Source organism: Mycolicibacterium setense (genome assembly GCF_000805385.1).
GTDB classification, from domain to species: domain Bacteria; phylum Actinomycetota; class Actinomycetes; order Mycobacteriales; family Mycobacteriaceae; genus Mycobacterium; species Mycobacterium setense.
Genome location: NZ_JTJW01000003.1, coordinates 959,121 through 975,439, shown reverse-complemented (window position 1 = coordinate 975,439; position 16,319 = coordinate 959,121). Strand labels below are relative to the sequence as shown.

General features: G+C 67.9%; 7 protein-coding genes. 3 read left to right on the top strand and 4 right to left on the bottom strand.

Annotated elements, in window-relative coordinates; genetic code table 11:
• The first annotated feature begins 34 nt into the window (after positions 1-34).
• Together QQ25_RS06115 and QQ25_RS06110 are read left to right on the top strand one after the other, a co-directional pair.
• Positions 35-3,301 (top strand): arabinosyltransferase domain-containing protein, encoded by a 3,267-nt coding sequence (locus QQ25_RS06115; RefSeq protein WP_039377672.1) that lies wholly within the window; start codon positions 35-37, stop codon positions 3,299-3,301.
• On the top strand, positions 3,298-6,519 hold the full coding sequence (locus tag QQ25_RS06110) for an arabinosyltransferase domain-containing protein (protein WP_039377670.1): 3,222 nt from the start codon (positions 3,298-3,300) through the stop codon (positions 6,517-6,519). Before QQ25_RS06115 ends, QQ25_RS06110 begins: the two co-directional genes overlap by 4 nt.
• Positions 6,520-6,596: 77 nt before the next feature.
• Here QQ25_RS06110 and QQ25_RS06105 read toward each other — a convergent pair whose 3' ends face one another.
• Entirely contained in the window at positions 6,597-7,043 is a 447-nt protein-coding gene (locus tag QQ25_RS06105) for an SRPBCC family protein (RefSeq protein WP_039377669.1), read from the bottom strand.
• 40 nt (positions 7,044-7,083) lie between these two features.
• On the opposite strand from QQ25_RS06105, the gene QQ25_RS06100 reads away from it, so the two are divergent.
• Positions 7,084-7,689 carry a TetR/AcrR family transcriptional regulator gene (locus QQ25_RS06100; protein ID WP_039377668.1) on the top strand — a complete coding sequence of 202 codons (606 nt, stop codon included), beginning with the start codon at positions 7,084-7,086 and terminating at the stop codon, positions 7,687-7,689.
• Between the two features lie 16 nt (positions 7,690-7,705).
• On the opposite strand, the gene QQ25_RS06095 is transcribed toward QQ25_RS06100, so the two are convergent.
• From QQ25_RS06095 to pks13, 3 genes are all read right to left on the bottom strand, one after another.
• Positions 7,706-9,118, bottom strand: a complete 1,413-nt coding sequence (locus QQ25_RS06095; RefSeq protein WP_039377667.1) for a phytoene desaturase family protein — start codon at positions 9,116-9,118, stop codon at positions 7,706-7,708.
• 185 nt (positions 9,119-9,303) lie between these two features.
• Positions 9,304-10,857 carry an acyl-CoA carboxylase subunit beta gene (locus tag QQ25_RS06090; protein ID WP_039326219.1) on the bottom strand — a complete coding sequence of 518 codons (1,554 nt, stop codon included), beginning with the start codon at positions 10,855-10,857 and terminating at the stop codon, positions 9,304-9,306.
• Positions 10,854-16,292: a polyketide synthase Pks13 gene (pks13, locus tag QQ25_RS06085; RefSeq protein WP_039377666.1), complete on the bottom strand. Its 5,439-nt coding sequence runs from the start codon at positions 16,290-16,292 to the stop codon at positions 10,854-10,856. Before pks13 ends, QQ25_RS06090 begins: the two co-directional genes overlap by 4 nt.
• Between the last annotated feature and the right edge of the window lie 27 nt (positions 16,293-16,319).

The following is a 16,319-nucleotide window of genomic DNA, read 5'->3' as shown; positions in this document are numbered from 1 at the left end:
GGCCTCACATACGGGTCGCATAACATCGAGCCTCGTGCCTTCCGATGAGCCAACCGACCGTGTTGTGGGCATCGCACGCCTGATCGCCATCGTCGCGGGCATCGCGGGTGTGGTGTTGTGCGCGCTGGTGCCACTGCTGCCCGTCAAACAGACCACTGCGACCGTCCTGTGGCCGCAGGGCACCGACACGGCAGGAAACGTCACCTCGGTGACGGCCCCTCTGGTGTCGGGCGCCCCGCAATCGCTCGACGTGTCCATCCCGTGCTCGGCGATCGCCACGCTGCCCGCCGAGGGCGGGCTGGTGTTCTCGACCATCCCGTCGGGCGGCATCGACGCCAGCCGCAACGGGCTGTTCGTGCGGGCCAACACCGAAACCGTGGTGGTCGCATTCCGCGACTCCGTCGCGGCCGTCGCCCCACGCGCGGCGATCAACGCAGGCGGCTGCAACGCACTGCACCTGTGGGCGAACCTCGGCGGCGTGGGTGCGGACTTCGTCGGCATCCCGGGCGCCACCGGCACCGCCGCCGTGGAGAAGAAGCCTCAGGTCGCCGGCCTGTTCACCGATCTGAAGATGGCGCCGCAACCGGGCCTGTCCGCCCGCGTCGACGTCGACACCCGATTCATCACCTCCCCGACCCCGCTCAAGCTGCTGGTGATGGCCCTCGGCGTGCTGTGTGTGGTCGCCTCGATCGTCGCGCTGGCAGTGTTGGACCGCCGCGGTTGCCACCGGGTTCGCGGCGCCTGGCGACGCTTCGTCAAAGTTCCGCTCGCCACGTGGATCGCCGACATCGGCGTCATCGGCGGCCTGCTGCTGTGGCACGTCATCGGCGCCATCTCCTCCGACGACGGCTACAACCTGACCATCGCGCGGGTATCGGCCGACGCCGGCTACACCGCCAACTACTTCCGCTACTTCGGCGCCACCGAGGCACCGTTCGACTGGTACCAGTCCGTGCTGGCCCACTTCGCGGCGATCAGCACCGCCGGCGTCTGGATGCGCGTGCCCGCCACATTGGCCGCGATCGGTACCTGGCTGCTGCTGAGCCGCTGGGTGCTACCCCGCCTCGGACGGCGCCTCGCGCTCAACCGCGTCACCATGTGGACCGCGGGCGCGGTGTTCCTGGCCGCCTGGCTGCCCTTCAACAACGGCCTGCGTCCCGAACCACTGATCGCCTTCGGCGTGCTCGCGGTGTGGGCGCTCGTCGAAACAACCATCGGGACACACCGCCTCTGGCCCACCTGCCTGGCGATCATCATCGCGGCGCTCAGCGTGACCCTGGCCCCGCAGGGAATCATCGCCGTCGCCCCACTGCTGGTCGGCGCGCGCAGCGTCGTCGGGATCATCCGCGACCGCCGCATCGCCCTGCCCGCCGTGGCCGCACTCGCCGGCTCGGCCGCACTGATCTTCGTCGTCGTGTTCCGCGACCAGACCCTGGCCACCGTCGCCGAATCGGCCCGCATCAAATACACGGTCGGCCCGACCATCTCCTGGTACCAGGAATTCCTGCGCTACTACTTCCTGACCGTCGAAGATTCGGTGGACAGCTCCCTGACCCGCCGGTTCGCGGTCCTGGCCATGATGCTGTGCCTGTTCGGCATGATGGCGGTGCTCCTGCGCAAGGGCCGCGTGCCCGGGCTGGTGAGCGGATCGGTCTGGCGACTGATCGGCACCACGGCGGTCGGCCTGCTGCTGCTGCACTTCACCCCCACCAAGTGGGCCGTGCAGTTCGGTGCGTTCGCCGGGCTGGCCGCCGCCCTCGGCGCGGTGACCGCCTTCGCCTTCGCCCTGGTGGGCCTGCACAGCCGACGCAACCTCGCCCTCTACGTCACGGCGCTGCTGTTCGTACTGGCCTGGGCCACCTCGGGCAACAACGCCTGGTTCTACGTCGGCAACTACGGCGTGCCCTGGTTCGACCGCCAGCCCGTGATCGCCGGACACCCGGTGACCACCATGTTCCTGGCCCTGGCCATCATCACCGCGGTGCTGGCCGGCTGGCTGCACTTCCGCATCGACTACGCCGGCCACACCGAGGTGGCCGACACCCGGCGTAACCGGGCGCTCGCGTCGACACCGCTGCTGGTGGTCGCGCTCATCATGGTGGTGCTCGAAGTCGGGTCGATGGCCAAGGGATTCGTCCAGCGCTACCCCGTCTACACCACCGCGGCGGCCAACGTGCGTGCGTTGAGTTCGGGTCTGTCATCGGACAGTTGCGCCATGGCCGACGACGTTCTGGTCGAACCCGATGTCAACGCGGGCATGCTGCAACCGGTTCCGGGTCAGACCTACGGCGAGTACGGCCCGCTGGGCGGCCAGAACCCGGTCGGGTTCACCCCCAACGGCATCAGCGACACCCTGGAACCGCCGAAGCCCGTCGTCGCCAATCCCGGCACGGTGAACTCCGACGGATCGCCCAACAAGCCCAACGTCGGCATCGCCTACGCCGCGGGCACCGGCGGCGGCTACGGACCCGTCGGCGTCAATGGATCCCGGGTCTACCTGCCGTTCGGCCTCGATCCGGCGCGCACCCCGGTGATGGGCAGCTACAAGGAGAACACCGTTGCGGCCAAGGCCACCTCGGCCTGGTACCAACTGCCCCCGCGCAGCGCGGACCGGCCACTGGTGACGGTCGCGGCCGCAGGGGCCATCTGGTACTACGACGAAGAGCACGAGTTCCACTACGGCCAGTCGCTGAAACTTCAGTGGGGCGTGCACCGGCCCGACGGCAGTTTCCAGGCGCTCGATGCCGTGCAACCCATCGACGTGTTCGCCCAATACGCCTGGCGCAACCTGCGTTTCCCGTTGGCATGGGCGCCGCCGGAGGCCAACGTGGCGCGAATCGTCGCCGACGACCCGAACCTCTCCGAGGACCAGTGGTTCGGCTTCACCCCGCCGCGGGTGCCGACCCTGCAGACCGCGCAACAATTCCTGGGCGCACAGACCCCGGTACTGATGGACATCGCGACCGCCGCGAATTTCCCGTGCCAGCGCCCCTTCTCCGAACGGCTCGGTGTGGCCGAACTGCCGGAGTACCGCATCCTTCCCAACGTCAAGCAAGTGGTGGTGTCGTCGAACATGTGGCAGTCCGCCCAAAAGGGTGGTCCCTTCCTCTTCATCCAGGCGCTGCTGCGCACGTCGACCATTCCGACGTATCTGCGTGACGACTGGTACCGGGATTGGGGCTCGATCGAGAAATACGACCGGGTGGTGCCGGCCGGGCAGGCGCCCGACGCCGGCATCGACCAGGGAACCCAGCGGGTGTTCGGCTTCAGCCGTCCCGGACCGATCCGGGCGCTGCCATGACCGACCAGCGTGACAAGAACATTCAGGTGACCCGCTGGGTCGCGATGATCGCCGGCCTGATCGGCTTCCTGTGCGCGGTGGCCACCCCGCTGCTGCCGGTGGTGCAGACGACGGCGACGATCAACTGGCCCCAGCAGGGCCAGATGAAGAGCGTCACCGCACCGCTGATCACGCAGACACCGGTCACCATGTCGGTGACCGTGCCGTGTGAGGTGATCCGGTCCATGCCTGCCGAGGGCGGCATGCTGCTGGGCACCGCGCCCAAGGAGGGCAGGCAGGCCGCGCTCAACGCGTTGTTCGTCAACGTCAACAGCAAGCGCGTCGACATCACCGATCGCAACGTGGTGATCGCGAGTGTGTCCAGGGAGAGGGCTAATTCCGCTGCCTGCGAACGCATCGAGATCACCTCGGACGACAAGGGCACGTTCGCCACGTTCGTCGGGCTCACCGGCGCGGACGGCGGGCAGGAGCGCAGCGACCCGGGGAATGACACAGCCAAGGAGCTGCGCACCGGCTTCCCCGACCCGAACCTGCGGCCCCAGATCGTCGGCGTCTTCACCGAGCTGAGCGGACCTGCGCCGCAAGGACTTTCCCTGTCCGCCACGATCGACACCCGGTTCACCTCCAAGCCCACCCCACTCAAGCTGGTGGCGATCCTGCTCGGGATCGCGGCCACCGTGGTCGCCGTGCTGGCACTGTGGCGGCTGGACCGCCTCGACGGACGGCGGATGCACCACCTGATCCCGTCACGCTGGCGCACGTTCAGCGCGGTCGACGTGGTCGTGGTCGGCGGATTCCTGTCTTGGCATGTGATCGGGGCGAACTCGTCCGACGACGGCTACATCCTGCAGATGGCACGCGTGGCCGACCATGCCGGCTACATGTCGAACTACTTCCGCTGGTTCGGCAGCCCCGAAGACCCGTTCGGCTGGTTCTACAACCTGCTGGCGCTGATGACCCATGTCAGCGACGCCAGCATCTGGATGCGGCTGCCCGACCTGATCTGTGCGCTGGTGTGCTGGCTGCTGCTGTCCCGTGAGGTGTTGCCCCGCCTCGGGCCCGCGGTGATCGCGTCCAAGCCCGCGCTCTGGGCCGCGGGCCTGGTGCTGATGGCGGCCTGGATGCCGTTCAACAACGGCCTGCGCCCCGAGGGCCAGATCGCCACCGGCGCACTGATCACCTACGTGCTGATCGAACGCGCCATCATCTCCGGGCGGCTCACGCCGGCCGCGATGGCGATCATCTCGGCGGCCTTCACCCTCGGCATCCAGCCCACCGGCCTGATCGCCGTGGCCGCGCTGCTCGCCGGTGGCCGTCCGCTGCTGCGCATCCTGGTGCGTCGAGGCCGCACGCTTGGTGTCTGGCCGCTCGTACTGCCGCTGCTCGCCGCGGGCACCGTGATCCTGACCGTCGTCTTCGCCGATCAGACACTGGCAACAGTGTTGGAGGCCACCAGGATTCGCACCGCGATCGGGCCGAGCCAGGAGTGGTACACCGAGAACCTGCGGTACTACTACCTGATCCTGCCGACCGTCGACGGCTCACTGTCCCGCCGGTTCGGCTTCATGATCACCGCGCTGAGCCTGTTCGCCTCGCTGTTCATCATGTTGCGGCGCAAGCGGGTTCCCGGTGTGGCCCGCGGGCCGGTATGGCGGCTGATGGGCATCATCTTCGCGACCATGTTCTGCCTGATGTTCACCCCGACCAAGTGGGTGCACCACTTCGGCCTGTTCGCCGCCGTGGGTGCGGCGATGGCAGCGGTGGTCACCGTGCTGGTGTCGCCGGTCGTGCTCCGCTCCGCGCGTAACCGGATGGCCTTCACCGCGGGAGTGCTGTTCGTGTTGGCGCTGTGCTTCGCCACCACGAACGGCTGGTGGTACGTGTCCAGCTACGGCGTGCCGTTCAACAACGACAAGCCCGCCATCGGCGGAATCACCTTGAGCGCCATCTTCTTCGCCCTGTTCGCCGTCACCGCACTGTGGGCGTACTGGCTGCATCTCCGGCCATCGGCCGAGGGCCGGTTGGCGCAGCGGTTGACGGCTGCGCCGGTACCGCTGGCGGCCGGGTTCATGGTCGTGGTGTTCGTCGGCTCGATGCTCTACGGGGTGGTACGCCAGGACGGGACCTACTCCAATGCGTCCTCGAACCTCCGCGCGTTCGCCGGCGGCTGCGGCCTGGCCGACGACGTGCTGGTGGAACCCGACACCAACGACGGGTTCCTCACCCCGGCGCCGGGAGACTACGGCCCGCTGGGGCCGCTGGGCGGCACCGCGCCGACCGGGTTCACCCCGAACGGCGTGCCGGATCACATTGTCGCCGAAGCGATACGGATCACCGTGCCGATGCCGGGCATCGACGCCGACTGGAATGCGGATGCCAAACTGGAGACCCCGGGCGTCAACGGGTCGACCGTGCCGTTGCCGTACGGACTGGATCCGGCCCGCGTTCCGCTGGCCGGCAGCTACACCGCCGGCCCGGCACAGCAGGTCAGCAAGCTCGCCTCGGCGTGGTACCAACTGCCCGCACCGGATGCGGCCCACCCGCTGGTCGTCGTCACCGCGGCCGGAACCATCACCGGCAACAGCATTTTCAACGGCCGCACCGAGGGCCAGACGGTGGAGCTGGAGTACGGACGGCCCGGGCCCGACGGTGCCGCGGTGCCTGCCGGCCGGGTGGTGCCCTACGACCTCGGCCCCATCCCGTCATGGCGCAACCTGCGCTTCGACCGCAGCGAGATTCCCTCCGACGCGACGTTCGTCCGCGTCATCGCCGAGGACAATTCGCTGACACCCGGAGACTGGATCGCCGTCACCCCGCCGCGGGTGCCGGAGGTCAAGACCGTGCAGGAGTACATCGGCTCCCAACAGCCGGTGCTGCTGGATTGGGCTGTGGGCCTGGCCTTCCCGTGCCAGCAGCCGATGCTGCACGCCAACGGTGTCACCGAGATTCCGAAGTTCCGGATCACCCCGGACTACGAAGCCAAGAGGAAAGACACCGACACCTGGGAGGACGGGATCAACGGCGGCCTGCTGGGCGTCAGCGATCTGCTGCTGCGTCAGCACGTCATGGCCACCTACCTGAACAAGGACTGGGGCCGGGACTGGGGTTCGCTGCGCAAGTTCGACACCATCGTCGACGCGGTGCCGGCTGAGATCGAGCTGGGCACCGCAACGCACAGCGGGCTCTACAAGCCGGGACGGATCCGCATCGAGCCGTAGGCCGGCTTGTTGCGGCGCCGAGTGGCCAGTTGTGACACGCGTACGACGAAAAGCCGTGTCGTAACTGGCCACTCGCGCTAGCAGATACCCTTTTCCGCGGCGGCGACGAGCTTACGGGACAGCGTCCCGAGCACGACCCGCAGGACCAGCCAGTACGCCAACCCGACCACGCGCCAACGGGTTTCGTAGCGGCCCCGCCACGTGACCAGCGTCCCGTCGGCCTCTTCGGTGAACGACACCTCCGCCTGATAGTTCTGGATCGGGCCCCCGGCGAGCATGGTGTATCCGTGCTTGTGGTCCGGTTCGTGGATGGTGGTCATCTCGCGGGCCGGTTTCCTGCGGGTGCCCACGGCCCGGATGGCCCCGACCCCGCCGTCGTCGGCGGGGCCCCGGGACTCCCATGCCGAGTAGGGGATCAGGGGTGAGGCCCATTCGGACCACCGGGATCCGTCGGACACGATCGGGAACAGGGTCCGCGGCGAGGCCGTGGTGCGGCGGCGGATGACGCATTCATAGCGGTTCACGGTTCGCGACTTTAACAGAACATTGTTCTATTATGTGGCGATGGCTGAATCCCCTCCGCCGTTCACGCGCGCACGCAGCGATGCCCAGCGCCGAGACCGGTTGGCCCATCTCGTGGCCACGACACGCGAATGCCTGCGGCACACTCGCGCGGCGTCGCTGACGCTGGGTGACGTGGCCGCGGCGGCCGGTCTGGCGAAGTCGGGCATTCTGCGATACGTCGGCTCACGCGAGGCCCTACTGCTGCGGGTGATGTACGACGAGCACCTGGACTGGATCGCCGCGCTGACCCACGAACTGCGCCTGGCCGCTCCGGCGACCGCCCTGGCCCACACCCTGGCGGCGCGGCCGGTGCTGTGCGATCTCATCGCCGCCTCACCGGTGCTGATCAACCGGCTTGGCCCGCAAGAGATGCCGGCTCTGACAGCTCAGGCCGAGGACGCACGACAGCGCCTCGGCGCTGCGCTACAGCCGGCGCTCCCACTGAGCGATGAGCAGCTGAGCGCCCTCACCGCCGCGATTCACGCATTCACCGGAACGACGTGGGCGTGGACCACACCGGGCGCGGCCGGGGGCACGATGGTCGGCGATTTCGAGTCGACGGTAAACCGGCTGCTCGACATCTTCATCACCGGCCTTCGGCGATGAAACCCGTTCGCGGAATTCAGCGGCGCCGCAGCCGGTCCAGCGCGCGGGCCGCGGCATTGGCTCCGCACATGCCGTGCGCACCCGGCCCCGGCGGGGTGGCCGCCGAGCAGATGTACATGCCGGGGATCCCGACGTCGTAGGGCGCCAGCGTGATCCGGGGTCCGAATGCCAGCTGACGGATGTCCTTGGCCCCGGTGCAGATGTCTCCGCCGACGTAGTTCGGGTTGTATACCGACATCTCGGTGGCAGAACGCACGGCGGTTCCGACGATCCGGTCGGCGAAGCCGGGGGCGAACCGCTCGAACTGCGCGATGATCGCCTCGGTGGCATCACCGGTATATCCGTGCGGCACATGGGCATACGCGTAGACGGGATTGATCTCGCCGGCCGAGCGGCCCGGATCGGCCAGGTACTGCTGGCCCACCAGAACGAAAGGCCGGCGCGGCATGCGTCCGGCATGGATCTCGCGCTCGGTGGCCGCGACCTCGTCGAAATCGCCGCCCAGGTGCACCGTCCCTGCCCGCCCCACCTCGGGATTGGTCCAGGGCACCGGTCCACGAATCGCGAAATCGACCTTGAAAGCGCCCGGACCGTAACGGAATCGGCGGAAGCCGCGGGCGGTCCGCCGGGGCAGCCGGTCGCCCAGGATGTCGGCGACGGCCGTGGGAGCGAGGTCGAACATGGTGATGTCGGCGGCCGGCAACTGGGCAGCCGTGGTGATCCGCGTCCCGGTCTGAACCTTGACACCGAGCTCGGCCATGGCCGCGGCCAACGCGTCGGTGATCGCTTGCGAACCGCCTTCGGCGACGGGCCAGCCGTACCGGTGCCCGGCCGTGAGAATGCCCAACCCGATCGCCGAGGTCATCGGGTAGTGCAGCGGCCGGAAGGTGTGGGCCGCAACGCCTCCGAACAACGCCCGGGCGGCCGGCGTGCGGAAGACCCGCGCGAGCACCGAGGCGGGCAGCACGGTGGGCACGCCGAACCTGGCCAGCGTCAACGGATGTGCCGGGATGCGCAGCAGCGGTCCCATGATGTCGTCGGCCAGCGTGTCGAAATCAGCGGCCGGACCACCGAACAGGAGTCGCCAGCGGGCACCGTCGGCGCCGAGTCCGTCGGCGGTCTGCTCGACACTGCGATACAACAGGCCCGCGTCGCCGTCGTCGAGCGGATGGGCACAGTCGATTTCGGGCAGGCGCCAGCGCAATCCGTGCCGTTCGAGATCCAGGCCGGCGAGAAAGCCGGATGCCACGGCCATGGGATGGATCGCCGAGCAGTGGTCGACGAGAACACCATCGACACGGCCCGAGCGCACCCCGCCGCCGATTGCGTCCGCAGCCTCCAGCACGGTGACCTGGTGGCCGGCCTTGGCCAACACGATGGCGGCCGCCAGACCGTTGGGCCCACTGCCCACCACGACTGCGGTGCTCATCGGCGGCCCCCTTTCGCCCCCACACTAGCCAGGCGAGCATCCAGCCAACACAGGTTGCCTGTGGACAACTTGTGGATGGTTTTGCGAGGGTCCGCCATCGCAGCAGCTCAGTGGGCCCGATTTCGAATTACACGCTTGTGAGTAAGACTGTGCGTTTTCGGCTCGTGGCAAACCGCAGGCGGAGGCTACAGCGGCAACAGGCCGTGCTTGCGCTGCACCTTCGGCCCGTTCTGCTTGTCCCGCAACAGCTTCAGGGACTTGCGCAGCAGCAACCGGGTCTCGTGCGGCTCGATCACGCCATCGATGTAGCCGCGCTCGGCGGCAATCCACGGCGTGGCCATGTTGAGGTTGTAGCCCTCGATGAAGTCGGCGCGGATCTTCTGCACCTCGGGGGCAGTCGGATCCGGGAACCGCTTGACCAGCAGCTGCGCCGCGCCCTCCGCGCCGATGACCGCGATACGCGCCGTCGGCCAGGCGAAGTTCAGATCGGCTGAGAGCTGCTTGGAGCCCATCACCGCGTATCCGCCGCCGTAGGCCTTGCGGATGATGACGGTCACCTTCGGCACGTCGGCCTCGACGATGGCGTTGAAGAACCGGCCACCGCGCTTGATGATGCCGCCCTTCTCCTCCGCGACGCCCGGCATCGCGCCGGGGGTGTCGACAACGAAAACCAAAGGCAGGTTGTAGGAGTCGCAGAACCGGATGAAGCTGGCCGCCTTGTCCGAGGCCTCGTTGTCGACCGCGCCGGACATGTGCATCGGCTGGTTGGCGATCACGCCCACCGGGTGACCGTCCACCCGGGCGAACGCGGTGATCATGGCCGGGCCGCGCTGCTCGGCGATCTCGAACACATCGCCGTCGTCGAAGATCCGCAGCAGGATCTCGTGCATGTCGTAGGCCATGTTGTCCGCGTCCGGGACGATGGAGTCGAGCTCGAGATCGTGCGGGGTGATCTCCGGTTCCAGGCCGGGGTTGACGATCGGCGGGCTGTCGAAGTGGTTCGACGGCAGGAAGCTCAGGTAATCGCGCACGTACTGGTAGGCCGCGGCCTCCGATTCGACCACCTTGTGGATGTTGCCGCGCTGCGCCTGGACGTCGGCGCCACCGAGCTCGTCGAAGCTGACATCCTCGCCGGTGACGTCCTTGATCACGTCCGGGCCGGTGATGAACATGTAGCCCTGGTCGCGCACGGCCACCAACAGGTCGGTCTGGATCGGCGAATACACCGCGCCGCCGGCACATTTGCCGAAGATCAGCGAGATCTCGGGGACCAGGCCGCGCAACATCTCGTGGCGGCGGCCGAGCTCGGCGTACCAGGCCAGCGACGTCACCGCATCCTGGATGCGCGCCCCGGCCGAGTCGTTGATGCCGATGATCGGGCAACCGACCATGGCCACCCACTCCATCAGCCGAGCCACCTTGCGGCCGAACATCTCACCGACCGAGCCCTGGAACACCGTCTGGTCGTGGCTGAATACGCCGACCGGACGGCCGTTGATGGTGCCGTGCCCGGTCACCACGCCGTCGCCGAACAAGGCATTCGGGTCACCCGGTGTCTTGGCCAGCGCGCCGATCTCCAGGAAGCTGCCCGGATCGAGCAGGGCATGAATCCTGGCCCGTGCGGACGGAATTCCCTTTCTGTCCCGGCGGGCCTTGGCCTTCTCATCGCCGGGATCGGAAGCCAGTTCCAGCTTCTCGCGGAGCTCGGCCAGCAGTTCGGCCGTGGTCTTGTTGGTCACTTGCTCTCGCTCTCCGCTGTCGACATTGTCGCTTCGCTCTGGATACGGCTGATCGCCTCGCTCATGTGAGCACCGACCTTGGCAATGTACGGCTCATCGATGGCCTGAATGTGCTCGCCCCCGATGGGCACCACCTCGAGATCCTTGACGTACTCGCTCCAGCCGCCGTCGGGCTTGCGGGTCGCGTATGCGGGCTCGAACACGATGGCGTCATCGTGGTAGCGGTCGGCCAGGTACAGGGTGACGTGACCGTCGTACGGCTGGACCTCGATGGTGGCAAGGGCGCGCTGGTCCAGGTACGACGTGCGCTGATGCTCGATGATCCCGCCCGGGATCTGCACACCGCTGTCCTTGATCGCATCCAGGACGAACTTCACCTGGCCCTCGTCGTCGAGCTGCTCGAGCTCCTCGTACGGGATCGCCGGAATCTCGACGTTGAAGGTGCGCTGGGCGAACAGGGCGTAACGATCCCAACGGGCCCGCATACCCTCCTTGCTCTGGTCGATCGGCTCCCCGGGCAGTGCGAGGTCGATCAGGCCGACGAACCGGACATCGGCGCCCGCGCGCTTCAGCCCGATGGCGCACGCGTAGGCCAGCGCCCCGCCCAGCGACCAGCCGGCCAGGATGAACGGGCCCTTGTGCATCTCCAGCAGCTTGGGCACGTACTCGGCCGCGCGCTCCTCGATGGCGCCCTCGACCCGTTCGATGCCGTACACCGGGGTGTCGGCGGGCAGCCTCTTCATCAACGGCTCGTAGACGACGGTCGATCCGCCGGCCGGGTGGAACACGAACAGCGGCACGTGCGAGCTGCCTTCTTTCGCAGGCCGCAGAGTGCGCACGAACCCGTCGACCACACCTTCTTCGAGCTGATCACGCACGATCGTGGACAGCTCTTCGATGGTCTTGGCCGAACGGACCTGCTCGACCGAGACCGTGCCCTCGGCACGCTCGGACAGCCGCTCCGACAGCTTGGTCGCCGTCTCGACATCGACGAAGGGCAGCTCGTTGAAGATGCCGCCCGGCGACTTGCCGGTGACGATGGCCCAGGTGGCGAAGGTGACCCGCTCGGCGGCGTCGCGCGGGGGCACGTCGGCACCCAGCGCCTCGGTCACCGCTTCCTGGGTCAGCACCTTGGCTGCCGCCGCGGCGGCGGTCGCCTTCCCGGGTCCCGACGGATCCGTGGGCGCCGGTGGAATCGCGGGGCCCGACGGATCGGTCGGCGGGGCCGGGATGTCGCTTGCTTCAGAGGCTTCGCTCGCCTCGGAGTCGTTGTCCGCCAACGGATGTCCGGCCTCGGCCAGCTTGGCCTCGAGCTCGGCGACCGTGGACGCACCGCCCAGCAGTTCGGACTGCTCGGCGGCGATCTCCTCGGCAGTCTTGCCCTTCTGGGCTTCGGCGATCTGATCGACCTCGTCGCGGTGCTCGATCGCGTACTTGATGAGGTCCTCGACGTTGTACAGGTTGGCGTCACGCACCGCGGTCAGCTGGATGGGCGGCAGGTCGAAGTCGTATTCGACGCGGTTCTTGATCCGCACCGCCATCAGGGAATCCAGGCCCAGTTCGATGAGCGGCACCTCCCACGGCAGATCCTCGGGCTCGTACCCCATGGCGCCGCCGACGATGGCGCCGAGTCGCTGCGCGATGGTTTCGCCTGAATCCGGGGTCCACTTCTCGAACCCGGCGCCCATGCCGGCGCCCTTGGTCAGGTTGTCCTGCAGAATCTCGGCATCGTCCTCGGGTTCCGGCTCTGCCAAAGTCGTGGCCGCTGTCGTGGCAGGCGCCGAAACCTGTTCGGCGACAACGCCGGCGCCCACCGCGGTGGGCAGTGTGGCCGCGGCCCCACCCCGCGTCACGATCGCGTCGTAGACCAGGGTGAACGACTCATCGATCCGCGCGTGGACCTGCACCGACGCGCCGCCCGGGTGCCGGGTCAGCGTGGTGACCAGACGCGATCCCTCGCCGGGCACGGCACGCTGTTCCGAGGCGGTCAGCCTGGCGTCCGGGAAGACCTGTGCAGCAGCGGCTTTCACCAATGCGGCGAGGTCGGCGGCGCCCCTGGGCACAAACTCCCAGACGTGCCTGCCGTCCGGCGTGGCGACGTGGTTGCCCGGCATCACCGCGGAGCTGTCACCGGTGAAGTGCGCGTCCAGCCAGTGCGACTTGCGCTTGAACCGGGTCGGCGGGATGTTGGCGAAGTCCAGCGCCCCGGCCAGGCCGGTGGACTTGCGCGGGAACAGCGTCCGCAGGTCCAGGTCGTGGCCGTACACGAACAGGTTGGCCATGGCGGTGACCATGGACTCGAGCTCGTCCTGCTTGCGGGCCAGCGTCGCGATCAACTGGGCGTCATGCAGCCCGGCCGTCGCCGTGGTGAGCCCAACCTGCATGAGCGCCACCGGGTTCGGCGCGAGCTCCAGGAACGTGGTGTGCCCGTTGTCCACCGCATTGCGGATGCCGTGGGTGAAGTAGACGCTGTGCCGCAGGCCCTTCTTCCAGTACTCCACATCGTGGATCGGCTCGGCCCCGGCGCGGATCAGCTTGCCCTCGTGCACGGTGGAGAAATACGCCGTCTGCAGCGGGTGCGGTTCGATGCCCTGGATCTCGGCGGAAAGCTCACCGAGCAACGGGTCCATCTGCTGGGTGTGGCTGGCGCCCTTGGTCTGGAGCTTGCGGGCGAATTTGCCCTCGGCTTCGGCGCGGGCGATGATCGCGTCGATCTGCTCCGGCGGGCCGCCGATGACGGTTTGGGTCGGGGCGGCATAGACGCACACCTCGAGGCCCGGGAAGTCGGCGAACACGGTCTTGATCTCGTCGGCCGAGTATTCGACCAGTGCCATCAGCCGGATGTACTCGCCGAACAGCATCGCCTCGCCCTCACCCATCAGGTGGGCACGCGAGCAGATGGTGCGGGTGGCATCGGCCAGGCTCAGACCGCCGGAGAAGTAGGCGGCGGCCGCTTCACCGAGCGACTGACCCACGACCGCACCGGGTTTCGCGCCGTGGTGCTTGAGCAGCTCACCGAGCGCGATCTGGATGGCGAAGATCACCGTCTGGACCACTTCGATGGGGTATTCGCAGGTCTCGTTGGTGTAGTCGATCGAATCGTCGAGGATCAGTTCGACGATCGAGTAGCCGCGTTCATCCTGGATGTGAGCGTCGACCTTGTTGATCCACTCGGCGAAGGTCTCGTCGCGCAGGTACAGGCTCTTGCCCATCTTGCGGTGCTGCGCACCGAATCCGGCGAGCACCCACACCGGGCCGTTGGTGACCGGGCCGTCCGCCGAGATCACCGTCGGGTGCTGCTTGCCTTCGGCGATGGCCCGCAGACCCTTGATCGCCTCATCGTGGTCGTGGGCGAGCACGATGGCACGCGAGCGGCCGTGGTTGCGGCGCGACAGCGAGCGTCCGATGGATTCGAGCGACGACGCGCGTCCCTCTTCACTGTCGATCCAATCCGCCAGCTCGGCTGCGGCGACCTTCTTGCGTGAGGTCAGGAATGCCGAGACGGCCAGCGGGACAACCTTCTTGGTCGGCTCGGCCGATTCGGCCGCCGCGAGCTCGGCCCGGGCCTCCTCGATCAGGCGCTTGGCCTCATCGGTCAGGCCGGGGAGTTCGAGAGCTGCCTCGTGATCAACCGAGCCGTAGGCCGAGTACTCGTCCGCTGCGGGCTCATCGTGAACAAACTCGCCGTACTCGTCCATCCGCACACCGCCGACATAAACGGCGTCGGTGTCATCAGCGGCCGGCTTGTCCTCGGCCACTTCAGGTTCCGGCTCAGGTTCGACCAGATCGCTCGGCAAGACCTCGCGCAGCACCAGGTGGGCATTGGCGCCACCGAAGCCGAATCCGGAAACACCGGCGATGGCGTGGCCGCTGTAGCGCGGCCAGTCCGACAGGGTGTCGTTGACCTTGAGGTGTTCTTTGTCGAAGTCGATGTAGGGGTTCGGCCCGGCGTAGTTGATCGAGGCGGGCAGCTTGTCGTTGGCCAGCGCCAGCGTCATCTTGGCCAGGCTGGCCGCGCCTGCGGCCGACTCCAGGTGTCCCAGATTGGATTTCACCGCACCGAGCAGGGCAGGCTTGTCGGCGTCGCGGCCGCGGCCGATCACCCGGCCCAGCGCGTCGGCCTCGATCGGGTCACCCAGAATGGTGCCGGTGCCGTGCGCCTCGATGTAGTCGACGTCACGGGGATTGATGCCGGCGTTCTTGTAGGCCTTACGCAGAACCGCTTCCTGCGCATCGGGATTGGGGGCCAGCAGGCCGTTGGACCGGCCGTCGTGGTTGACCGCGCTGCCGGCGATGACGGCCAGGATCTGGTCGCCGTCGCGGCGGGCATCGGACACCCGCTTGAGCACGAGCATGCCGCCGCCCTCGGAACGGGCGTAGCCGTCGGCGTCGGACGAGAACGACTTGATCCGGCCGTCCGGCGCGAGCACGCCGCCGACCTCGTCGAAACCGACCGTCACCATCGGGGTGATGAGCGCGTTGACGCCACCGACGATGGCCACGTCGGCCTCGCCCGCCCGCAGTGCCTGCACACCCTGGTGGGCGGCGACCAGCGAGCTGGAGCACGCGGTGTCCAGTGCCACCGACGGGCCGCGGAAGTCGTAGAAGTACGAAACCCGGTTGGCGATGATCGAACTCGCGGTGCCGGTGATGGCGTACGGATGCGTCACCGACGGATCCGAGACCGCCAGGAACTGGTAGTCATTGGTCGAATTGCCGACGAACACACCGACACTGGTGCCGCGCAGGCTGGACGCCGGGATCCTGGCGTGCTCCAGGGCTTCCCAGGTCAGTTCCAGCGCCATCCGCTGCTGCGGGTCGATGTTGTCGGCCTCCATCTTCGACAGTGCGAAGAACTCGGAGTCGAAACCCTTGATGTCTGACAGGTATCCGCCGCGGGTGCGGGCCTTGGCGACACGTTCTGCGATCCGCGGTTCGGAGAGGAACTCCTCCCACCGGCCCTCGGGCAGGTCGGTGATGCAGTCCTTCCCCGCCAGCAGGGCCTCCCACATCTGATCGGGAGTGTTCAGGTCCCCCGGGAAGCGGGTCGCCACACCGACGATCGCGATGTCCTCGAGATCCCGGTCCCGTGACCAGTCCTCGTCGCCGGTGTCCTCGGGCTCGGGCTCACCTTCGATGATCACGGTGGCCAGCGACTCGATGGTGGGGTGCCGGAAGAGCACCGTGGCCGTCAGCGTGACACCGGTGAGGTCCTCGATGTCGCTGGCCATGGCCACCGCGTCGCGGGAGGACAGGCCCAGCTCGATCAGCGGGGTGGTCTCGTCGATGGCGTCGGCCGACTGCCCTGTGGCGGTGGCCACGGACTTGCGCAGCCACTCGCGCATCTCGGCGACGGTCAGGTCCGGACGCGAAGTCGGCTGGCCTGCGGACTCGGTGGTCGCTGGAAGATTCGAATCGTTCTGTGTCTCATCCATGGCCGGTTGGTTCTCCTCGCGTGCGGG